Raw genomic sequence first — 21640 nt, 5'->3', positions numbered from 1 at the left:
GTCTTCGTCATGGCGCGCGGCGCCTTGCGCCGCGCCAGGACGGTTAAGCCAGGTGCAAGGCGGTGACGACGAGGTCGATTGCCTTGATACCGATGAAGGGAATGACGATGCCGCCGAGGCCGTAGATCAGAAGGTTGCGCCGGAGCAGCGCGCCGGCACCGACCGCGCGGTAGGCAACGCCCTTCAGCGCCAGCGGAATCAGCGCGATGATGATGAGTGCGTTGAAGATGATCGCCGACAGGATGGCGCTCTGCGGGCTCGACAGGTTCATGACGTTGAGTACGTTGAGCTGGGGATAAAATGCCAAAAACATCGCCGGAATGATCGCAAAATACTTTGCGACGTCATTGGCGATCGAAAACGTCGTCAGCGCGCCGCGCGTCATCAGAAGCTGCTTGCCGATCTCGACGACCTCGATCAGCTTGGTCGGGTTGGAATCGAGATCGACCATGTTGCCGGCCTCGCGGGCGGCCTGGGTGCCGGTGTTCATGGCGACACCGACGTCGGCCTGCGCAAGCGCCGGCGCGTCATTGGTGCCGTCGCCGCACATCGCAACCAGCTTGCCCTTGGCCTGCTCGTCGCGGATCAGCTTGAGCTTGTCTTCGGGGGTGGCTTGCGCCAGGAAGTCGTCGACCCCTGCCTCCGCTGCGATGGCAGCCGCCGTCATCGGGTTGTCGCCGGTGATCATGATGGTGCGAATGCCCATGCGGCGCAGCTCGGCAAAACGCTCGCGGATACCGCCCTTGACGATGTCCTTGAGCTGGATGACGCCGAGCAGCTTGCCGTCCCTCGCGACCGCCAGCGGCGTGCCGCCGGACTTCGATACTTCATCAGCAATGGCCTGGATCTCGCGACCGAGGTCCGACAATGCCGCCGGCTGGATCGCCCGCGCGGTGTTGCCGGAGGCGACCGCCATCGGTGCGCCGCCGCCGACATAGCTCAGCATGGCATCGACCGCGCCCTTGCGCACCGACGAGCCGCCGGCATCGACGCCGCTCATGCGGGTCTGCGCCGTGAACGGGATGAAAGTCGCGCCAAGCTCCGCCATGTCGCGGCCGCGGATACCGTATTTCTCCTTTGCCAACACCACGATGGAACGGCCTTCCGGCGTCTCGTCGGCAAGCGAGGCGAGCTGGGCTGCGTCGGCGAGCTCCTGCTCGGTCACGCCGCGCACTGGGCGGAAGGCGGTCGCCTGGCGGTTGCCGAGCGTGATGGTTCCGGTCTTGTCGAGCAGCAGCGTGTCGACGTCGCCGGCAGCCTCGACGGCGCGGCCGGACATCGCCAGCACGTTGAAGCGCACCAGGCGGTCCATGCCGGCGATGCCGATCGCCGACAACAGCGCACCGATCGTGGTCGGGATCAGCGTCACGAACAGCGCGACCAGCACGATCACCGAGATCGAGCCGCCGGCATAGGCCGCGTAGCTCGGAATGGTGACGGTGGCGAACACGAAGATGATGGTGAGGCCGGCGAGCAGGATGTTGAGCGCGATCTCGTTCGGCGTCTTCTGCCGCTCGGCGCCCTCGACCAGCTTGATCATGCGGTCGATGAAGGTCGAGCCCTGGGCCGCGGTGATGCGGACTCGGATCCAGTCGGACAGCACCTGCGTGCCGCCTGTTACCGCCGACCGGTCGCCACCGGATTCGCGGATGACGGGCGCAGACTCGCCGGTGATGGCGGCCTCGTTGACGGAGGCGACGCCCTCGATCACCTCGCCATCGGACGGAATGGTGTCGCCGGCCTCGACCAGCACGATGTCGCCGACCTTCAGGCTCGTACCCGGTACCAGCTCGAAGGCCTGGCCGACACCCGTCAGGAGCTTGGCCTGGCTCTCGGTGCGGGTCTTGCGCAGCGAGTCGGCCTGCGCCTTGCCGCGGCCTTCGGCCACCGCTTCGGCGAAATTGGCGAACAACACCGTGAACCAGAGCCAGACGATGATCTGGAAGGTGAAGCCGAGGCCTGAGCCGCCGGTGACGACGTCGCGCAGGAAGATCACCGTGGTGAGCGCGGCCACGATTTCGACCACGAACATCACGGGGTTCTTCATCATCAGCCGCGGGTTGAGCTTGGTGAATGAGGCGCGGATCGCAGGCACCACGATCTTGGGATCGAGCATTGCCGAGACGGCAGCACGTTTTTGCAGTTTCATCGTATCCATGGAGGTCACTCCAGACAATCAAAAGAGGTTTCCGGCGTTCATCGCCAGATGTTCGACGATCGGGCCGAGCGCGAGCGCCGGGAAGAAGGTCAGGCCGCCCATGATCAGGATGACGCCGACGACGAGGCCGACGAACAGGCCGCCGGTGGTCGGGAACGTGCCTGTCGACGGCGGGATCGACTTCTTCTCCGCGAGCGAGCCCGCGATCGCCATGGCCGGGACGATCATGAAGAAGCGGCCGACGAACATCGCGCATGCGAGCGTGAGGTTGTAGAAGAAGGTGTTGCCGGTGAGGCCTGCGAAAGCCGAGCCGTTGTTTCCGGCCGCCGAGGTGAAGGCATAGAGCACTTCGGTGAAGCCATGCGGCCCGGCATTCGCCATCGAGGCGACGGCCGCCGGATAGACCACGCCGACGGCGGTCCAGCCGAGGATCATCAGCGGCAGCACCAGGATGGCCAGCATCGCCATCTTGACCTCGCGCGCCTCGATCTTCTTGCCGACATATTCCGGGGTGCGGCCGACCATCAGTCCGGCGACGAAGATCGCGAGGATGACGAACAGCAGCATGCCGTACATGCCGGCGCCAACGCCGCCGACGATGATCTCGCCGAGCTCGATATTGATCAGCGGGATCATGCCGCCGAGCGCGGTGAAGCTGTCATGCATGGCGTTGACCGCGCCGCACGACGCGGCCGTGGTGATGACGGCGAACAGCGAGGACGCGACGATGCCGAAGCGGACCTCCTTGCCTTCCATGTTGCCGCCGGTCAGGCCCAGCGCATGCAGCATCGAGGTTCCGTTCGCTTCCGCCCAATAGGTGATGGCGACGCCTGCGACGAACAGCACGCCCATCACGGACAGGATCGCCCAGCCCTGGCGCTGGTTGCCGACCATACGGCCGAACACGTTGGTCATTGCGGCGCCGAGGGCGAAGATCGACAGCATCTGCACAAAATTCGACAGCGCGGTCGGATTCTCGAACGGGTGCGCCGCGTTGGCGTTGAAGAAGCCGCCGCCATTGGTGCCGAGCATCTTGATCGCCACCTGGGAAGCGACCGGGCCGACCGCAATGGTCTGCTTGGCGCCTTCGAGCGTGGTCGCCTCGATATACGGGCCGAGCGTCTGCGGGATGCCCTGCCAGACCAGGAACAGCGTGTAGACGACGCAGATCGGCAGCAGCACGTAGAGCGTGCAGCGGGTGACGTCGACCCAGAAATTGCCGACCGTGCGCATCGAGGCGCGCGAGAAGCCGCGGATCAGGGCCATCGCCAGCGCGATGCCGGTTGCGGCCGACAGGAAGTTCTGGTGCGTCAGGCCGAGCATCTGGACGAGATAGGACAGCGTGCTCTCGCCGCCGTAGTTCTGCCAGTTGGTGTTGGTGATGAAGGAGACCGCGGTGTTGAAGGAAAGATCCTCGGCGACCGCGCCCTGCCCGGCCGGATTGAAGGGCAATACGGCCTGGAGCCGCATCACACCGTAGATGACGAGGAAGCCGCCAACATGGAACAGCAGCATGGCGACCGTGTAGGTCAGCCAATGCTGCTCGCGCTTCTCGTCAACGCCGGAAATCCAGTACACGCCGGCCTCGATCGGGCGCAGCACCGGCGACAGGAACGTCCGCTCGCCGTTGAATACGCGCGTCATGTACCAGCCGAGCGGCTTGGTCAGCGCAACAATAATGGCGCAGAACAGAATGATCTGGAGCCAACCGATCACAGTCATGGAATCAACCCTTCAGGCTTGGTGTCCGGCGCAACAGGGGCGGGAGCACCGTCAGCAGGCAGGCGACGAGCACAGCGTCCGCCAGCAGGAATTCGACGAGCAGCAGCACGGGTCAGAACCGCTCGGGCCGCAGCAGCGCATAAGTGAGGTAGAGCAGCAGACCGAACGAGACGGCACCGGCGAGCGCATAATCGAAGATCATGGTTTGCTCCGTCACAGCCGTTCGCAGGCGTAGGTGTAGCCGATGGCGAGGGCGAAGAAGACGAAGCCCAGCGCCAGCATCAGAATGTCCATCATCGGATTGCTCCTCGTTGCGTCGCTTAAGTCCGGCGCAACCTTCTCTCGGTGACCCGGCTGGCTCGCGAAGGACATGGAAGGCACGTCCACGCACGACAGCCGGGACTTTTGACCGTGCTGAAATGCCAGCGCAGGCATAGGTTTTCGAGATGAGGCCTATGGCGAAGATATAGGAATCTCATAAAAGCGGCGGCGCTGCTCGCGAGGCAACCTCACTGTCGTCCCGGACAAGCGAAGCGCAGATCCGGGACGATGATGGAGAATGGCGCGCCACCCCGCCCCTCCCGCATTTATGAAATCCCTATATCTCACGCCCGATCCCCATCTCGTTTTCAAATGCCTTTGGGGCCCATCCTGGCAATGCCGGCCGACTGACCGACACCAATTCCAGGAGGCCTGACATGACCGCCCCTCTCCGACGCCTCGCCCCACCTTCCCTCGACCAGCAGCTTCGCGCGGCACCGGCGATGACCCGGCCGTTGATGCTCGACATCATTGCGCACGCCTGCCGGCGCGTCCCCTCGCTCGGCCAAGACGAACGCGCCGCACGCATCATGCGCCTGATCGACGTTGAAGCCTGGGCCGATGTGGCGCTGGCGCTGATCGAGCTCGAGCTGCCGATGTGGCAGGTCCGCCGCATCGCCTATGACGAGGGCGAGTGGCATTGTGCGCTGTCGCGCGAACGCGAGCTGCCGGACTGGCTGGATGCCGCGGTCGAGGCGCGCCATTCCGACCTCGCGCTTGCTCTGCTGTCGGCCTTCATCGAGGTGCGGGCATTGGCCGCGGACGTGCCGCGGCCGAGCGTTCCTTCCGTTCGTCCCCTGCTGGATCCGCTGTGCGAGCCAGCCGTCTGCGACAATTTCAGCTGAAGCCGCCTTACAGAAGGATCATGGAAAATGCCGATGCTGACACATGGCTTTGAACAACCGCTGCACTGGGCTCAACGCCAGCGAGGGTTCTCGAAGATGCGCAGGGCCCGGCTCGAGCGCCTCGCGCTGCACGCGCTGACCGTACTCTCGATGGGCAGCGTTCTCACCGCCCTGATCGCGCTGAGAGCCGCCATCTATTTCTGGCATCTCGGGGATTGACCACCATGCCGCTCCTCAAGGGAAATCTCGAGCATGTGGTCACAATCACCATCCTGACCATGACGCTGAGCCTGATCTGGGGCGCGATCCTGACGCTCGTGATCACGCTTGTCGCGCGCGGGCTCGGCGTCTAGTTCCTCGCTTCCCGCTCGATCAGCCCCGCCAATTCCGCCGCGGTGACCTCGATCGGCCGGCCGCTGCGCTCGACCCGGGCCTGGATCAACGCGCCCTGGAGCGCCGACGTGCAGAGCACCGCAAGCGTTTCCGCGCGAGATCTGACGAAGCCGTCGGAGACAAGCTTGTCGCGCAGGATGGACAATCGCGCCGCATAGGCCTTGCGGCCGGCATCGGACACGGCGCGCTCGCGCGGCGCAAGCTCGAGCAGCACGGTCGTGATCGGGCAGCCGTTGCGAAAGCCGGAGCCCCGCATCCAGCCCGCCAGCAATCTTGCATGCGCTCGCAAGAGGTCGGCGGTCGAGCCGCACTCTTCCGCGAGCCTGGCGACCGTCGCCGCGACGCGGCGGCCCGCCTCCTCCACGGCCGCCACCGCGATCGAGGACTTTCCATCCGGAAAGTAATGGTAGAGCGAGCCCTTCGGCGCACCGCTGACGTCGACGATGTCGTTCAGCCCGGTCCGGGCATAGCCCTGGCGGCGGAACAGCGTCACGGCGGCATTGATGATGGGCTGGCGGTGTTTTGGCACGGCCGGCATGGCGCTCTCCCCCCTCGCACGAAATTATATTGATTGGTCTACATCAGCCTCCGACAGTCAAGCCTGGTTCATGACAGGAGAGGCAAATGCCAATGGGAGTGAGTCTTGAGGTGAGCGACGGCGTCGCGCGGATCGGGCTCGACGACGGCAAGGTCAATGTGATGTCGACCACGATGCTGGGCGAGATCGGCGCAGCCTTCGACCGGGCCGAAAAGGAAGCCGAGATCGTGGTGCTGCGCTCGGCAAGGCCCGGCATCTTCTCTGCGGGATTCGATCTCAAGGTGTTCGCCTCGGGTGATGCCGCCAAAAGCCTCGAGATGGTCCGCGTCGGCGCCGAGCTTGCGCTGCGGCTGATGTCGTTTCCGCATCCGATCGTCGGCGTGATGGAAGGTCACGCCTTTCCGATGGGGACGTTCCTGCTGCTCGCCTGCGACGTCAGGCTGGGCGCGCGCGGACCGCATCGCATGGGATTGAACGAGGTCGCGATCGGCATCGCGCCGCCGAGCTTTGCCATCGAGCTCGCGCGCAGCCGCCTGCATCCGGCCTGGCTCAGCCGCACCGTCACGCTCGGCGAGATGTACGAGCCCGAGGAGGCGTTGACCGCCGGCTTCCTCGATCGGGTGGTTGCGCCCGAAGCCGTCGACAAAGCCCTTGAGGAGGCCGTCACGGCGTTGCGCGCGATCCACAAGCCGTCGCATGCGACCGCGAAGCAGCGCCTGCGTCAGCCCGCGATGGACGCGATGCGGATGGCGATCGACCGTGAACTGACCAAGGCTGCCTATGAGGCGAGCAGCCGGGCGCGCAGCGCGGTGGCGATGCCCGGTTGACGCCGCCTGTCCGACGGAAAAGACCCGGCCGATCTGGCGCAATTCCAGGGAAACGTGTAGAGCGGTTTCATGAGCACCAGCACCGTCAACGTCGTCGCCCACCCCCTGGTCCAGCACAAGCTCTCGCTGATGCGGGAGAAGGATCGCTCGACCAAGAGCTTTCGCGAGATCCTGAACGAGATCGGGATGCTGCTCGGCTACGAGGTGACGCGTGATTTGCCGCTGGAGCTGGTCGATATTGAAACGCCGATCGCACCGATGCAGGCGCCCAAGATTGCCGGCAAGAAGCTCACGCTGGCGCCGATCCTGCGCGCCGGCGTCGGCTTCCTCGACGGCATGCTGGCGCTGATGCCCTCGGCGCGCATCGCCCATATCGGGCTCTACCGCGACCCCGAGACGTTGCAAGCCGTGGAATATTACTTCAAGGCGCCGCAGGACCTGTCCGACCGGGCCGTGATCCTGATGGATCCGATGCTGGCGACCGGCAACTCGGCCTGCGCCGGTGCCTCCCTGCTCAAGGCCCGCGGCGCCCGCGACATCCGCTTCGTGTGCCTTCTGGCCGCGCCCGAGGGCATCGCCCAGTTCCAGAGCGAACACCCGGACGTGCCGATCTGGACCGCCGCGATCGACGAGCGGCTCAACGACCACGGCTACATCGTGCCGGGCCTGGGCGATGCCGGCGACCGGATGTTCGGCACCAAGTAGACAGGTTGGCGCGATCGGGTTACTCCCCTTGCCATGAGTGCCAACGCGTCTTCGCTGCAATCGCTGATCCGGACCGAGGCCGCCGCCGATCCCGCCTTCGTATGCGACGGCACGCGGGTCTCGCGCGCTGAGTTCTCCGAAAGGATCGAGCAGACCGCGGCCTGGCTTGCGGCACAAGGCATCGGCAAGGGCGACGTGGTCGCAGTCTGGCTGGTCAACCGGATCGAATGGGTCGCGCTGCTGTTCGCCGCCGCAAGATGTGGCGCGATCGTCGCGGCCGTCAATACACGCTACCGGAGCGCGGAGGTCGCGCATCTGCTCAAGCTATCCGGTGCCAGGCTGATGGTGGTCGAGGCCGCATTCCGCTCGGTGGATTTTGCCGCGATCCTCGCCGACATCGCCAAGGACGAGGTGCCGGCGCTGCAACGGCTCGCGGTGATCGGTGCGGATGCGATCCCGGCGCACTGGCCCTGCGTGCGGTTCGATGCTTTCGACAGACGCTATCCGCCGGCGCCACCCGCGCAGGACGACGTGGATCAGCCGGTCCTGCTCTACACCACGTCAGGCACCACCAAGGGGCCGAAGCTCGTGGCGCATTCGCAGCGGACGCTGGCGGGCCATGCCATCTCCGTGGCCAAGGCGCTTCGGCTCGATCCGCAGCGTCATTCGCTGCTGGCCATGCTGCCGTTCTGTGGCACCTTCGGCATGACGAGCCTGCTCGGCTTTGTCGCGGCAGGTGCGACCGTCCACGTGCTCGATGCCTTCGAGGCGGCGCCGGCGCTGAAGATCCTCGGCGAGCACAGGATCACGCACTCGTTCGGATCGGACGAGATGTTCCGGCGCATCCTCGCCCTCACCGATGCACCCCGGCCATTTCCGCATCTGGAAGTCTGCGGCTTCGCCGCGTTCCAGCCTGGCTGGCGCGAGCTTGCCGCGGAGGCCAAGGCGCGCGGCCTGCCGCTGTTCGGCCTCTACGGGTCGAGCGAGGTTCAGGCCCTATTCTCGATCGCCCGCCCCGTCGATGCCTTCGCCGACCGCATCGAGGGCGGCGGCTGGCCGATGTCGGCCGACGCAAAGGTGCGCGTGCGCGACACCGAGACCGGCGAGCTTGCGGCTAGCGGCATTTCCGGCGAGATCGAGATCAACGCGCCGTCAAGTTTCCTCGGCTATTTCAACAATCCGGATGCGACGCGCGATGCGCTCACCGCGGACGGGTTCTTCCGCACCGGCGACATCGGCCGGCTGCGGGGCGACGGCTCCTTCGTCTACGAGACCCGCGCGGGCGATGCCATGCGGCTCGGCGGCTTCCTCGTCGCGCCCGGCGAGATCGAGGACGAGCTCAAATCATGCAACGGCGTGGCCGACGCCCAGGTGGTTGCAGTCGATCTCAAGGGTCAGGCGCGCTGCGTCGCCTTCGTGATCCCGGCGAAGGAGCCGCCAATGCAGGAGACGCTGGTCGCGCGCCTGCGCGAGCGGCTCGCCGGCTACAAGGTCCCGGCCCGGATCTATGTGGTGGAGGCCTTCCCCGTCACCGACAGCGCCAATGGCGTGAAGATCCAGCGCGCCAGGCTTCGCGCCATGGCGATGGAGCGGATCGCCGCCGAATAGGCGAGCCCATTTGGTTTGCGCCACAAGGCTCGTTCAGTACGACTTCGCGAGCCCCAGCACCTTCTCCGCGATGAAGCTGAGCGCGAGCTGCGGGCTGACCGGCGCGATGCGCGGGATCAGCACTTCTCGCAAGTAGCGCTCGACGTGGAATTCCTTGGCGTAGCCGAAGCCGCCGTGGGTCATCACGGCCTGCTCGCAGGCCGAGAAGCCCGCTTCGCCCGCAAGGTATTTTGCGGCATTGGCCGCGGCGCCACAGGGCATGCCCTTGTCATATTGCCAGGCCGCCGACATCACCATCAGCCAGGCCGCCTCGAGTTCGACCCAGTTCACCGCGAGCGGATGCTGGATGCCCTGGTTCTTGCCGATCGGACGGTTGAACACCACGCGCGTCTTGGCATATTCAGTGGCGCGCGCCAGCGCCAGCTTGCCGAGGCCAACCGCCTCCGCCGCGATCAGGATGCGCTCGGGGTTCATGCCTTCGAGGATGTACTGAAAACCCTTGCCCTCCTCGCCGATGCGATCCTCCATCGGGATCTCAAAATCTTCGAAGAACAGCTCGTTGGAATCGACGATCTTGCGCCCCATCTTCTCGATCTCGTGGACCTTGATTCTGGTGCGGTCGAAATCGGTGTAGAACAGGCTGAGGCCGTGGGTCGGCGAGCGCACCTCTTCCAGCGGCGTGGTGCGGGCCAGCAACAGGATCTTGTGCGCGACCTGCGCGGTCGAGATCCACACCTTCTGGCCGTTGACGATGTAACGGTCGTTCTTGGCGACCGCACGGGTCTTCAGCTGCGTGGTGTTGAGGCCGGTGTTGGGCTCGGTGACGGCAAAGCACGCCTTCTCGCGGCCCTCCACCATCGGCGGCAGCATGCGCCTTCGCTGCTCCTCGGTGCCGAACACGACCACCGGATTGAGGCCGAACACGTTGATGTGCACGGCGGATGCGCCAGACATGCCGGCGCCGCACTCGGCGATGGTGCGCATCATGATCGCAGCTTCGGTGATGCCGAGCCCCGAGCCGCCATATTCCTCCGGCACGCAGATGCCAAGCCAGCCGGCGTCGGCAAGTGCTTTATGAAAATCGTGCGGGAAGCCGCCGTCATGGTCCTTCTTCAGCCAGTAGGCATCCGGAAAGCCTTCGCAGATCTTGGCGATGGCATCGCGAATGGCTTCCTGCTGATCGGTGAGCGCGAAATCCATGATCTTGATCTCCGTCTTGGGAGCCGCGACCGCGCCATCTCCCTTCTCTTCGCGTTCCCCGCTCAAAGGCCGTGGCCGCTTGCGTCGCGCCCTGACGTGTCCTTGCCTGGGTTCTTAGCTCGAAAAACCGCGTACAGATACGTGAATTTGTCTATCAACTGTGTCTACCATGCATAGGGTCATGCGACGTAAAGCTATGAGCGCGCCGTTATTTCGCAGGGAGGAAACCGCGATGGCCGGACTTTATTTCGAAGACTTTTCCGTAGGCCAGGAGTTCAGGCATCCGCTGACCCGGACCGTCACGGAGATGGACAACACCATGTTCAGCCTGCTGACCCTCAATCCGCAGCCGCTGCATATCGATGCGCATTTCGCCGAAAAGACCGAATTCGGCCAGCGCATTTTCAACAGCCTTTACACCCTCGGCATCATGATCGGCATGACGGTCTATGATACGACCATGGGGACCACCGTTGCCAATCTCGGCATGACCGACGTGACCTTTCCAAAACCGGTCTTCCATGGCGACACGTTGCGGGCTACGACAAAGGTGCTCTCGGTGCGGGAATCCAAATCGCGGCCCAAGGCCGGCATCGTCGAGTTCGAGCACCATGCCTTGAACCAGAACGACGAGATCGTCGGCAAATGCCGCCGCATGGCGATGATGCACAAGAGGCCGGTCTGATGCGTTCGATGCTGTTCGTGCCGGGCGATTCCCCGCGCAAATTCGAGAAGGCGAGCGAAGGCAAGGCCGACGCGCTGATCATCGACCTCGAGGATTCCGTCGTCACCGAGAAGAAGGCGGAGGCGCGCGGGTTGACGCTGACGATGCTGAAGGGCCGCCCCGGCCCGCACCAGCTCTATGTTCGCGTCAACGCGCTCGACACCGGCATGACGCTCGCCGATCTCGCCGCGGTGATGCCGGGCAAGCCCGACGGCATCGTGCTGCCGAAATCGCAGGGCGGTGATGACGTAAGGCAGGTCGCAACCTGGCTCGAAGCCTTGGAAGCCGCGGCCGGCACGGAGGTTGGCTCAACCCGCATCGTTTGCGTGGCGACTGAAACCGCAGGTTCGATCTTTGGCCTCGGCAGCTACAAGGGCTGCTCCCCTCGCCTCGCCGGCTTGATGTGGGGCGCGGAAGATCTCTCGGCTTCGCTCGGAGCCACCGAAAAGGCGTCCGGCGGCGTGTTCCACAGCCCCTATCGTCTCGCGCGCGATCTCTGCCTGATGGCGGCGGCCGCGGCCGAGGTCGCGCCGATCGATACCGTCTATACCGACATCGATAACCTCGCGGGCCTGGAAGCCGAAACACGCGCGGCACGCCGCGACGGGTTTTCCGCCAAGGCGCTGATCCATCCCAAGCATGTCGACGTCGTCAACGCCGCCTTCGCGCCGACCGAAGCCGAACGCACCTGGGCGGAGAAAGTGATCGCGGCGTTTGCCAGCAATCCCAATTCCGGAACGCTGCGGCTCGACGGCCAGATGATCGACAAGCCGCACCTTCGCGCCGCCAAGAAGATCCTCGGCCAGCCCTAGGGCAGGCCGGGGGCTGCGGCCGAAGACGTCGGCTTGAAGCTGCGGCCTTAGTCGAACCCCTGAACCGGCGGCGCCGAGGCTTGCGCCGGAGCGGCGGGAGCGGCCTGAACCGGCGGAGCCGGATTGCCAGCAGCTCGCATCTGACCGTTGGCTGCCATCGCCTCGCGGGTGCGCGTCGGGCTCCTGGTCGCGGCCGCGCGGCGCGGCGGCGGCCGATGTCCTGCCGAGTGCGAACCTCTCATACCCCAGGACCGAGCGATCGAAGGTCCGGCAGTGTAGCCGATCAAGGCTCCGGCAACCGCCCCGACCGGGCCCAGCACGACCGCGCCGGAGACGGCACCGAGTGCTGCATCGCCGGCGCGCTCCTGCGCAACCGCGCTCACGGGCACACAGGCCAGCATTGCGACAGCAGTAATTAGAGCCTTGGTCATCGGAGCGCCTCCCTCGCGGAAAATCACTCGTTCCCAAATATGGCCACAGGAGGTTCGCTTGCCGGCCAACAAATGGCAATCGGCGGGTGGAACTCCCTTGGCGCAGGGCTGCCGCCGCCAACCGGCGGTTGCGACGGCGGCGTGGAGCTACACGATCTTGATCGACATATCAGGCAAGCCCTCGAGCTTGCACAGCAGCACGTCGCCCTTCACGACGGGACCGACATTCTCCGGCGTGCCGGAATAGATGATATCGCCGGCTTTCAATTCGAAGGCTTCCGACAGCTTTGCGATCTGCTCGGCCACGTTCCAGATCATCTTGCTGAGATCCGAGTTCTGCTTCACCGTGCCGTTGATCGCCAGCGAGATGGCGCCCTTCTCGAAATGGCCGGTCTTGCTGGCCGGATGAATCGGGCCGATCACCGCGGCGTGGTCAAAACTCTTGCCGATCTCCCAGGGCTTCTTCTCCGCGGCCATGCCATTCTGGAGGTCGCGCCGGGTCATGTCGAGGCCGAGCGCGTAGCCATAGACGTGGTCGAGCGCCTTATCGACCGGGATATTGGTGCCGCCTGATTTCAGGGCGGCGACAAGCTCGACCTCGTGATGATAGTTCTTGGTCAGTGACGGATAGGGATGATCGGCGACCTCGCCGACCGCGACGTTCTGGATCGCGTCCGTCGGCTTCTGGAAGAAGAACGGCGGCTCGCGGTTGGGGTCCGAGCCGCGCTCGATCGCGTGCGCTGCGTAGTTGCGCCCGATGCAGTAGATGCGGCGGACCTGAAACACCTGGCTCTCGCCGACGATCGGGATCGTCACCATCGGCACTGGAAAGATCGGCTTCGGTCCGGCCTGCGCTGCGGCCGGCGCAGCTTCGGCGATGCCCGCCGCTGTCATCGCGGCTGCGGCAGTGAGCACGTCGCGTCGAGACGTCTTCGTCATGGTTCTGTTCCCTGGCTTGGGGGAGGTTTCCTCAGGGGCGTTCTTAGAACCAAACGGTCCGCAGGCCAATGGCCCGGCTGCTGCATCTTGAGTCGCGAGACGATCGACATCAGGATTTCAGCGAACTCCGCGCCGTCTCCGGCGCCATCAGCGTCGCGACGATCGTGATGATGGAGAGGGCGATGATGTAGACGGACACGGCCCAGTACGAGCCGGCCCACGCCAGCAGCGCAGTCGCAATCAGCGGCGAGAAGCCGCCGCTCAGCGCCGCCGCGACATTGGCCCCGAGCGAGGCTCCGCTGTAGCGCACCTGGGTGCGGAACAACTCCGGCATGAACGCGGCCTTCGGCCCGAATAGCAGCGCATGGGTCAGCGTCATCGTGACGACGAGCGCCAGCGTGATCAGCGCCGGCTCCTTCGTATCGAGGAACCAGAACAACGGAAACGCCAGCGCCACCGAGAACACGCCGCCGGCAAGGTATAGAGCCTTGCGTCCGAAGATGTCGGACAGCCAGCCGGCGAGCGGCAGCGTCGCGAACTCGACGAGGGCGGCATAGACCACGGCATCCAGGATCACCTGGCGCGGCAGCCCGAGCTTCGTCGTGGCATAGACCACGGTGAAGACGGTGAGGAGATAAGCAAGCCCGACCTCGGACACCGTGATGCCGATCGCCAGCAGAAAGCTGCGCCAGTCGCGGCGGAGCACTTCCAGCACCGGCTGCGCCAGCACCTCCTTGCGCTCGACCACCTCCTTGAAGTGCGGCGTCTCCGCGAGCTTGAGCCGCACGATGAAGCCGACACCGACGAGCAGGATGCTGATCAGGAACGGCACGCGCCAGCCCCAGCTCAGGAAATCGGCTTCGGGCAGCTTGGTCATCAGGCCGAAAATGCCGGTCGATGCGGCAACGCCGACGGGAAAGCCGATCTGCACCAGGCTGCCATAGAAGCCGCGGCGATTGCCGGCATGCTCGATCACCATGACGACCGCGCCGCTCCATTCGCCGCCCAGGCCGATGCCCTGGACGAAGCGCAGCACGATGAGCAGGATCGGCGCCCACACGCCGATCTGGCTGTAGGTCGGCAGGCAGCCGATCAGGAAGGTGCCGAGCCCCATCGCGATCATGGTCGCGACCAGCATGGTCTTGCGGCCGAGCCGGTCGCCGTAGTGGCCGATGATGGCGCCGCCGATCGGCCGCGCCACGAAACCGACCGCATAGGTCGAGAACGCCGCCAGCGTGCCGACGAAGGGATCGAAGCTCGGGAAGAACAGCTTGTTGAAGACCAGCGCCGCCGCCGTGCCGTAGATCAGGAAGTCGTACCATTCGATGGCGGTGCCGAGCGCGCTCGCCCACACCACATGCGCCGTCGTCGATTTCTCCGCCGCCGCGGAGACTCCCGTTGCTGCCGTCATGCCCTGCCCCAGAGATTCCCGCGAGCATCATGGCCAATCGTGCCGAGGGTTGCAACCTGCAGGGGTGATGGCTCTCACAGGATAACAACGCGGGATTTTGTGCGCGCCCGTGTCGCAACATCCGTCATTGCGAGGAGCTCTTGCGACGAAGCAATCCAGGCTGGCTCCGGGAGAGAGTCTGGATTGTTTCCGCCTTCGCCAAGGCTTCGGCGGACAAGTCGCTGAGTTCGCAATCACGGGCGCTGAAGCAGCGGTGCCCCCTGTCGTCTCATCCGCCGAGAGGAACTCATTCCGGACCCCGAATTCACCATTGACAAACTTATTTGCTTATATCTAATTCCACTCAAGGACAGCCAGCCGCGCCATGCGGTCAATAAGAGAGAGGAAACAACGATGAGAGGGCTTCTGGCCTGCGCCATGCTCGCGGCCATGACTTCGGCAGCCATGACCACAGTCGCCACCGCGCAAGTCTCCGACGACGCGGTGCGGATCGGCGTGCTGACGGATCTGTCGAGCTGGGGCCGCGACAACTCAGGGCCGGGCTCGGTCGAGGCCGCGAAGATGGCGGTGGAGGAATTCGGGCCGACCGTGCTCGGCAAGCCGATCGAGATCATCAGCGCCGATCACCAGATGAAGACCGACGTCGGCGTGCAGATCGTGCGCGGCTGGTTCGACAACGGCAAGGTCGACGCCGTCGTCGACATCCCCAACTCCGGCATCGCGATCGCCGTCCACAACATGGTGCGCGAGCGGGGCAAGGTCGCGTTGCTTTCCGGCCCCGGCGCAAGCTCGCTGACCGACGAGCTGTGCAGCCCGAACACCGTGCACTTCACCTACGATACCTACGCGCTGTCGAAGGTGACGGCCTCCGCCGTGATCAAGGAGGGTGGTAAGTCCTGGTACTTCATCACCGCGGACTACGCCTTCGGCCAGCAGCTCGAGAAGGACGCCACGCGCTTCGTCAACGAGATGGGCGGAAAGGTCCTGGGCGGCGTCAAGCATCCGACCAACACCGCGGACTTCTCCTCCTTCGCGCTCCAGGCGCAAAGCTCGAAATCCGACGTCGTCGCCTTCGCCAATGCCGGCCAGGACACCGACAACGCGATCAAGCAGTCCGGCGAGTTCGGCCTCGTCCAGGGTGGCCAGAAGCTCGTCGGCCTCCTGATGTTCGACACCGACGTACACGCGATCGGCCTCAAGGCCGCGCAGGGCACCTACATGACCACGGCCTCGTACTGGGCCATGGACGAAGCAACGCGCGCCTGGTCGAAGAAGTTCTACGAGCGCACCAAGGTGATGCCGACCATGATCCAGACCGGCGTCTACGGCTCGGTGCTGCACTATCTGAAGGCCATCAAGGCGGCCGGCACCGACGATTCCGCCAAGGTGATGGCCAAGATGCGCGAGCTGCCGATCGAGGATACATTCGTCCATGGCGGCAAGTTGCGCGAGGACGGCCGCGTCATCCGCGACATGTATCTCGCCAAGGTGAAGAAGCCCGAGCAGTCGAAGGAGCCGTGGGATTACCTGGACATCGTCAAGACCGTGAAGGGCGAGGACGCCTTCCGCCCGGTCTCCGAGTCCAAATGTCCGCTCCTGAAGAAGTGAGGCCAAGATGACCGGCAGCGAGCATAGCGCAATTGAGACTTACGAGTGCGATGTGCTCGTGGCCGGATCAGGCTGCTCCGGCATGTCGGCCGCGATCACCGCGCGCCATCGCGGCCTCGACGTGCTGATCGTCGAGAAGGAACCGCGCTTTGGCGGCACCACCGCCCGCTCCGGCGGCTGGCTCTGGATTCCCGGCACGTCGCTGGCAAAGGCCTACGGCATCGCCGAGACGCCGGAGCAGGCCCGCACCTATTTGCGGCACGAGGCCGGCAACAATTACGACGCGGCACGCGTCGATGCATTTCTCTCGGCCGGTCCCGAGGCCGTCGATTTCTTCACCACCAAGACCGCGCTGCGCTTCGACATGCCGCTGGTGTTTCCCGACTACCACGCCGAAGCACCCGGCGGCGCACAAGGCGGTCGCTCCATGGTGACGCGCCCGTTCGACGGCCGCGAGCTCGGCGACCTCATCAAGTCGCTGGGCATGCCGCTGCCCGAGCTCACCGTGTTCGGCATGATGCTGGGAAGCGGCAAGGAGATCATCCACTTCATGCGGGTGACGAAGTCGCTGACTTCCGCGGTCTACGTCGCCAAGCGCTTGTCGCGTCACCTGATGGACGTGCTGCGCTACGGCCGCGGCATGACGTTGACCAACGGCAATGCGCTCGCAGGGCGGCTGGCGAAATCCGCCCAGGATCTGAACATCCCGATGTGGCTGTCCTCGCCCGTGCGCGAGCTGACGGTCGAGAACGGCGCGGTGACGGGTGCCATCGTTTCGCGAGAGGGACGCGAGGTGCGCGTCCGCGCAAGGCAAGGCGTGGTGCTGGCCTGCGGCGGCTTCCCGCATGATGTGGAGCGGCGCAAGAAGATGTTTCCGCACGCCCCGACCGGCAACGAGCATTTCTCGCCGGGGCCGACCGGCAACACCGGCGACGGACTGCGTCTTGCGGAGCGCGCCGGCGGACATATCGAGGACCGGCTGCCGAACGCGGCGGCCTGGGTGCCGGTGTCGCTGACCACGCGCAAGGACGGTTCCAAGGGCGTGATGCCGCACTTCATCGACCGCGCCAAGCCCGGCGTGATCGCGGTGATGCGCGACGGCAAGCGCTTTGCCAATGAGGGCAATTCCTATCACGACTTCGTCCAGGCCATGATCAAGGCCGCCAAGCCCGGCGAGGAGATCGCCGCCTTCCTGGTCTGCGATCACCCAACGCTGCGCAAATACGGTCTCGGCTGCGTGCCGCCGTTCCCGATGCCGCTGGGTCATCACCTCAATACCGGCTATCTCATGCGCGGCGACACGCTGGAGGCGCTGGCGGCGAAGGCCGGCATCGATGCCAAGGCATTCGCCGAGACCGTCAAGCAGTTCAACGCCACCGCGCTGCAAGGCCATGACGCCGCGTTCGGCAAGGGCTCGAAGGCCTATAACCGCTACCAGGGTGACGCGATGCACGGCCCCAACCCCTGCGTGGCGCCGATTGAGAAGGGGCCTTTCTACGCCATCAAGATGGTGATCGGCGACCTCGGCACCTATGCCGGCATCGTCACCGACGCGAACGCGCGCGCGCTCGATGCCGAGGGCAGCGTCATTCCCGGGCTCTATGCCGCCGGCAACGACATGGCGAGCATCATGGGCGGCAATTACCCGGGGGCCGGCATCACGCTTGGGCCGGCGCTGACCTTCGGCTACATTGCCGGCCGTCATCTCGCCGACAGCGCCGCCAAGCGCGACGCGGCGTAAGCCAAGCGCATCGGAGGCGCATGAAGAGGGAAAGCCGCGGCATCCAGTCCATCGAGGTCGGCGGAGAGCTGCTCCGCGCGCTCGCAAGGTGCGGCGAGCCGATGATGCTGCGCGATCTCGCGCGCGAGGCCGGCATGTCGCCGGCCAAGGCGCATCCTTACCTCGCCAGCTTCTCCCGCATCGGGCTGATCGAGCAGGACGAGACCACCGGCCGCTACGAGATCGGCGCGCTGGCGCTGGAGCTCGGCCTGATCAGCCTGCGCCGCCTCTCCGGCGTGCGCATCGCAAGGCCGAAGATCGCCGCGCTCGCGAGTCAGATCGGACATGCGGTCTCACTGGCAGTCTGGGGCACGTACGGCCCGACCGTCGTCCAGCTCGAAGAGCCGGCCCAGCCGGTCCACATCGTGATGCGCGCGGGCTCGGTGATGGCGCTGCTGGAGACGGCCACCGGTCGCGCCTTTGCGGCGTTCCTGCCGGAGAAGACCATCAACGCCGCGCTGGAGAGCGGGCTCGATCGTCACGGCGTCGGTTACAATCCGAAGCGCACCGTGAAGGGCGCCAAGGTCGCCGAGATGCTGACGGAGGTCCGCAAGCACGGCCTCGCCCGCGCGCTCGGCGATCCCCTGCCCGGCGTCAACGCCTTCTCGGCCCCCGTGTTCGATCATTCCGGCCATGTCGCGCTGGTCATCACGGCGATGGGACCCGAAGGCACGTTCGATGCGCGCTGGGACAGCCCGATCGCGCATGCGTTGCGGGATTGTGCCGGCGGCATCTCGAAGCGGCTCGGCTACGGGATGACGGTTGCGGCGGAGTGAGGGCCTACTTCTCCTTCACCGGCACCGTGTAATTCAGGATCAATCGCCCCCCATCCGGATAGATCGTCTGCCCGGTAATGTAGGACGCATCGTCGCTCGCCAGGAACGCGACGACGGACGCCACCTCGCTCGGCTCGCCGCCGCGGCCGGCCGGCGTGCGTGACATCACGGTCTTGCGCGCGTCCTCCGAGGTGTAGATCGACGACGCCACCATGTCGGTCAAAATCGTGCCCGGTCCGACCGCGACGACGCGGATGTTGTGCGGGGCGAGCGCGACGGCGGCAACCGAGGTCAGCTGCTTCATGCCGCCCTTGGACATCGCGTAGGTCGCCAGCGCCGGGATCGCCAGCAGCGCGTTCACCGAGGACATGTTGATGATGACCCCACCGCCGCCTTGCGCGATCATCTGCTTCGCCGCCGCCTGGACGCCGAAGAACGCGCCCTTCAAATTGATGCCGATGATCTCGTCGAATTCCTCCTCGGATATCTCCAGGATGTCCCGGTTGCGGGCGACGCCGGCATTGTTGACCATGATGTCGAGCCGGCCGAATTCCTTCACGGCGGTGGCGACGAGCTGGTCGACGTCGGCGCGCCTGGCGACATTGCCAACGACGGTGCGCAAGGCCTCCGGACGTCCGAGCTCGGCCGCCGTCGCGGCGAGGCCCTCGGCATCGACGTCCGAGATCACGACCTTGACGCCGTCATCCAAAAATCTCTTCGCGCAGGCCTTGCCGATGCCGCGTGCGGCGCCGGTGATGGCGGCGACCTTGCCGGATAACTTCATGGGCTCGCTCCAGGACTTGTGACGATCTCACGGACGCGTTCACGCAAAGACGCGCGGGCGCAGTCCGGCGTGAAACCAGGTGATCATGGAATAGATGTCGTAGACCGGCAACCCGACCTCGGCCTGCAACGCTGCCGCATAAGGCGGCATGTTGGTGCATTCGAGCACGATCGCGCCGACATCGGGATTTTTGGCGACAAGCTCCTTGCCGGCCTCGACCACGTCGCGCTCGGCCTGCGCGATGTCCATATCGTCCTTCTCGGCCTTGATCAGGACGCGGAAGAATTCCTTGCCGTTCTCGGTGCCGACCAGCGGCGTGTCGAGCGGCACGCCGGCGCCCTCGAGATGAGCCGGCGTCAAGGTCGAGCCCGACACCGTGACGAGGCCGACGCGCTTGCCCGGCGGCAAGGTCGCCTGCACCCACGGCACTTGCATCAGCGACGAGGTCGCAACGGGAACGCCGACCGCGGCCGCGATCTCCTTCTGGAACAGCGAGAGGAAGCCGCAATTGGTGGTGATGGCTTCAGCGCCGAGCCGCACCAGATCCTTGGCGGCATCGATGAAGTCGGGCAGCAGGCCGGCCGCGCCCTTCAGCACCACCTTCTCCGGCGAAGCCCCGCTCACCACGCGATAGAGCACGGGGAATGGCCAGGTCGTGCCGTTGCCCATGTCGCCGGGAATGCGGGGGAAGCGCGCTTCCAGCATCAAGATGCCGAGCGGCGCGCCATAGATGGCCTTGCCGCCACGGGCGATGCGGGAGGGTAAATTGGCCGAACTGGTCATGCTGCGACCTCAGAGGAAACGTTCGGGCGCAAACGGCGCCAGCGGAATCTCGGGCGGCTTGCCGCTGAGCAACTGCGCGACGAGCCGGCCGGTACGGGCCGAGCCGACCAGCCCGACGTGGCCGTGGCCGAAGGCATAGACGATGTCACGCGAGGCGCGCGCATAGCCGATGCAGGGACGTCCATCCGGCATGCTCGGCCGATGGCCGAACCAGGTTTTGATGCGTGAGGCCGGAATGTCTTTCGGCAGTTTTGGAAACATGCTGACAAGGTGGTTGCGCAGGATTTCGGCGCGCTTCCAGTTCGGCGCGGCCTCGAGGCCCGCGATCTCGACCGTGCCGGCGGCGCGCAGGCCCTTGTCGGTCCAGTTCACCACCATCTTGGCGTCGGATGCCATCATCGAGCTGCGCGGACCTGACTCCGGGTTCTCTATCATGACATGGTAGCCGCGCTCGGTCTCGAGCGGCAAGGGATCGCCGACCGATGCGGTGAGCTGTTTTGATCGGGCGCCGGCCGCGACGACGGCAGCATCGCAGGCGATCTCGCCGGTCTCGGTGAGGACAGCGACCAGCTTGTCGCCGTTCAGCCTCAAGCCAGTCGCCTTGGCGCGCACATGCTTGGCGCCGCTCGCCAGCGCGTGGTTGGCAAGCGCCGCAACATAAGCGCCGGGATCGCGGCAGCGCCCGGCCTCTTCCACCACCACGCCAAAGGTGTAGCGCGGATGCAGATCGGGCTCGCGCTGGCGCATCTCGTCGGCGTTGAGCTCCATCCATTCGACGCCGACCTTCTTGCGCAGGCGCCAGCCGAGATCATTGTCGAAATTGCCGCGCGACGGAAACACATGCATCACGCCATTGCGCTCGATCAGCTCGGGGACGCCAGCCTCCTCCGCCAGCTTCCGGTGCAGCAGCGGCGCGTCCTTCAACAGGTCGCGCAGCGCAAAGGCCGTTGTCTCGACCCGCGCCTCGGTCCAACCCGAGAGCAGATATTTGATCAGCCAGGGCAGCGCCTTCGGCAAATACGACCAGCGGATCGCAAGCGGCCCGAGCGGATCCATTAGATAGCCCGGCACCTTCTTCCAGATGCCCGGCTCCGCCGGCGGGATCACCGAATGCGACGACAGCCAGCCGGCATTGCCATAGCTCGCCGCCTGTTCGCCGCCGGGCTCGCCCGGATCGATCAGCGTGACGCGATGGCCCTCGCGCAAGGCCTCGATGGCGCTGATGACACCGACCGCGCCGGCTCCGACGATCGCAACGTGGCGACCGGTCGTCAT

23 protein-coding genes are annotated in these 21640 nt (G+C 65.5%); 11 read left to right on the top strand and 12 right to left on the bottom strand.

The annotated features are described in order from the left end of the window. Window positions 1–43: 43 nt before the first annotated feature. The 4 genes from kdpB to GGD62_RS21405 form a co-directional block, all read right to left on the bottom strand. Window positions 44–2158 (bottom strand): potassium-transporting ATPase subunit KdpB, encoded by a 2115-nt coding sequence (gene kdpB / locus GGD62_RS21420; RefSeq protein ID WP_183710041.1) that lies wholly within the window; start codon window positions 2156–2158, stop codon window positions 44–46. Window positions 2159–2176: 18 nt separating this feature from the next. Further along, complete coding sequence (gene kdpA / locus GGD62_RS21415) at window positions 2177–3880, bottom strand: potassium-transporting ATPase subunit KdpA (RefSeq protein WP_183710039.1); 1704 nt, start codon at window positions 3878–3880, stop codon at window positions 2177–2179. A gap of 112 nt (window positions 3881–3992) precedes the next feature. Beyond that, a complete protein-coding gene (locus tag GGD62_RS21410) occupies window positions 3993–4082 on the bottom strand; it encodes a K(+)-transporting ATPase subunit F (RefSeq protein ID WP_049814895.1) in 90 nt (29 codons plus the stop codon). An 11-nt stretch (window positions 4083–4093) separates the two neighbouring features. Then, complete coding sequence (locus tag GGD62_RS21405) at window positions 4094–4252, bottom strand: hypothetical protein (RefSeq protein WP_177236946.1); 159 nt, start codon at window positions 4250–4252, stop codon at window positions 4094–4096. 326 nt (window positions 4253–4578) lie between these two features. Here GGD62_RS21405 and GGD62_RS21400 point away from each other — a divergent pair, with 326 nt between their 5' ends. From GGD62_RS21400 to GGD62_RS41545, 3 genes are read left to right on the top strand one after another with little or no spacing between them, the layout of a single operon-like run. Further along, entirely contained in the window at window positions 4579–5046 is a 468-nt protein-coding gene (locus GGD62_RS21400) for a hypothetical protein (RefSeq protein ID WP_183710037.1), read from the top strand. 27 nt (window positions 5047–5073) lie between these two features. Beyond that, window positions 5074–5265, top strand: coding sequence for a hypothetical protein (locus tag GGD62_RS21395; protein WP_183710035.1), 192 nt, complete (start codon window positions 5074–5076; stop codon window positions 5263–5265). Between the two features lie 5 nt (window positions 5266–5270). Continuing rightward, the gene (locus GGD62_RS41545; RefSeq protein ID WP_256375091.1) at window positions 5271–5399 is read left to right on the top strand and encodes a hypothetical protein; all 129 of its coding nucleotides are present in this window, start codon (window positions 5271–5273) and stop codon (window positions 5397–5399) included. On the opposite strand, the gene GGD62_RS21390 is transcribed toward GGD62_RS41545, so the two are convergent. Then, window positions 5396–5977 (bottom strand): TetR/AcrR family transcriptional regulator, encoded by a 582-nt coding sequence (locus GGD62_RS21390; protein WP_183710033.1) that lies wholly within the window; start codon window positions 5975–5977, stop codon window positions 5396–5398. The two genes, GGD62_RS41545 and GGD62_RS21390, sit on opposite strands and share 4 nt — an antisense overlap. 92 nt (window positions 5978–6069) lie before the next feature. Between GGD62_RS21390 and GGD62_RS21385 the strand changes: the two genes are divergently transcribed. The 3 genes from GGD62_RS21385 to GGD62_RS21375 all read left to right on the top strand — a co-directional run bounded on the left by GGD62_RS21385 (window position 6070) and on the right by GGD62_RS21375 (window position 9117). Then, a complete protein-coding gene (locus GGD62_RS21385) occupies window positions 6070–6804 on the top strand; it encodes a crotonase/enoyl-CoA hydratase family protein (protein WP_246800190.1) in 735 nt (244 codons plus the stop codon). Between the two features lie 69 nt (window positions 6805–6873). Further along, window positions 6874–7509: a uracil phosphoribosyltransferase gene (upp, locus tag GGD62_RS21380; RefSeq protein ID WP_018318498.1), complete on the top strand. Its 636-nt coding sequence runs from the start codon at window positions 6874–6876 to the stop codon at window positions 7507–7509. A gap of 33 nt (window positions 7510–7542) precedes the next feature. Beyond that, window positions 7543–9117, top strand: a complete 1575-nt coding sequence (locus GGD62_RS21375) for an AMP-binding protein (RefSeq protein WP_183710029.1) — start codon at window positions 7543–7545, stop codon at window positions 9115–9117. A 33-nt stretch (window positions 9118–9150) separates the two neighbouring features. Here the strand turns inward: GGD62_RS21375 and GGD62_RS21370 are convergent, their stop codons facing one another. Beyond that, window positions 9151–10317 carry an acyl-CoA dehydrogenase family protein gene (locus tag GGD62_RS21370; RefSeq protein WP_183235010.1) on the bottom strand — a complete coding sequence of 389 codons (1167 nt, stop codon included), beginning with the start codon at window positions 10315–10317 and terminating at the stop codon, window positions 9151–9153. 181 nt (window positions 10318–10498) lie between these two features. Here GGD62_RS21370 and GGD62_RS21365 point away from each other — a divergent pair, with 181 nt between their 5' ends. Then, window positions 10499–11002: a MaoC family dehydratase gene (locus GGD62_RS21365; RefSeq protein ID WP_338313716.1), complete on the top strand. Its 504-nt coding sequence runs from the start codon at window positions 10499–10501 to the stop codon at window positions 11000–11002. Beyond that, window positions 11002–11853, top strand: a complete 852-nt coding sequence (locus GGD62_RS21360; RefSeq protein WP_026202028.1) for a CoA ester lyase — start codon at window positions 11002–11004, stop codon at window positions 11851–11853. Before GGD62_RS21365 ends, GGD62_RS21360 begins: the two co-directional genes overlap by 1 nt. Before the next feature lie 47 nt (window positions 11854–11900). On the opposite strand, the gene GGD62_RS21355 is transcribed toward GGD62_RS21360, so the two are convergent. The 3 genes from GGD62_RS21355 to GGD62_RS21345 all read right to left on the bottom strand — a co-directional run bounded on the left by GGD62_RS21355 (window position 11901) and on the right by GGD62_RS21345 (window position 14634). Then, on the bottom strand, window positions 11901–12284 hold the full coding sequence (locus GGD62_RS21355) for a hypothetical protein (RefSeq protein ID WP_049814890.1): 384 nt from the start codon (window positions 12282–12284) through the stop codon (window positions 11901–11903). A gap of 147 nt (window positions 12285–12431) precedes the next feature. Next, a complete protein-coding gene (locus tag GGD62_RS21350; protein ID WP_179739166.1) occupies window positions 12432–13223 on the bottom strand; it encodes a fumarylacetoacetate hydrolase family protein in 792 nt (263 codons plus the stop codon). A 109-nt stretch (window positions 13224–13332) separates the two neighbouring features. Then, on the bottom strand, window positions 13333–14634 hold the full coding sequence (locus GGD62_RS21345; protein ID WP_092253712.1) for an MFS transporter: 1302 nt from the start codon (window positions 14632–14634) through the stop codon (window positions 13333–13335). Between the two features lie 393 nt (window positions 14635–15027). Between GGD62_RS21345 and GGD62_RS21340 the strand changes: the two genes are divergently transcribed. Genes GGD62_RS21340 through GGD62_RS21330 form a run of 3 tightly spaced genes read left to right on the top strand, consistent with a single transcriptional unit; the run spans window position 15028 to window position 18798 of the window. Beyond that, a complete protein-coding gene (locus GGD62_RS21340; RefSeq protein WP_018318490.1) occupies window positions 15028–16242 on the top strand; it encodes an ABC transporter substrate-binding protein in 1215 nt (404 codons plus the stop codon). A gap of 7 nt (window positions 16243–16249) precedes the next feature. Continuing rightward, the gene (locus GGD62_RS21335) at window positions 16250–17983 is read left to right on the top strand and encodes an FAD-dependent oxidoreductase (RefSeq protein ID WP_183710027.1); all 1734 of its coding nucleotides are present in this window, start codon (window positions 16250–16252) and stop codon (window positions 17981–17983) included. Between the two features lie 20 nt (window positions 17984–18003). Continuing rightward, the gene (locus GGD62_RS21330) at window positions 18004–18798 is read left to right on the top strand and encodes an IclR family transcriptional regulator (protein ID WP_018318488.1); all 795 of its coding nucleotides are present in this window, start codon (window positions 18004–18006) and stop codon (window positions 18796–18798) included. 4 nt (window positions 18799–18802) lie between these two features. Here the strand turns inward: GGD62_RS21330 and GGD62_RS21325 are convergent, their stop codons facing one another. From GGD62_RS21325 to GGD62_RS21315, 3 genes are read right to left on the bottom strand one after another with little or no spacing between them, the layout of a single operon-like run. Continuing rightward, complete coding sequence (locus GGD62_RS21325) at window positions 18803–19582, bottom strand: SDR family NAD(P)-dependent oxidoreductase (protein WP_018318487.1); 780 nt, start codon at window positions 19580–19582, stop codon at window positions 18803–18805. A gap of 39 nt (window positions 19583–19621) precedes the next feature. Continuing rightward, on the bottom strand, window positions 19622–20365 hold the full coding sequence (locus GGD62_RS21320) for an aspartate/glutamate racemase family protein (RefSeq protein WP_183230698.1): 744 nt from the start codon (window positions 20363–20365) through the stop codon (window positions 19622–19624). A 9-nt stretch (window positions 20366–20374) separates the two neighbouring features. Further along, window positions 20375–21640 carry an FAD-binding oxidoreductase gene (locus GGD62_RS21315; protein ID WP_183710026.1) on the bottom strand — a complete coding sequence of 422 codons (1266 nt, stop codon included), beginning with the start codon at window positions 21638–21640 and terminating at the stop codon, window positions 20375–20377.

The sequence above is a fragment of the Bradyrhizobium sp. ERR14 genome (assembly GCF_014198235.1).
In the GTDB taxonomy this organism is placed as follows: Bacteria; Pseudomonadota; Alphaproteobacteria; order Rhizobiales; family Xanthobacteraceae; genus Bradyrhizobium.
Note: the sequence above shows the minus strand (reverse complement) of the source record. Positions and strands in the feature narration are given on the sequence as shown.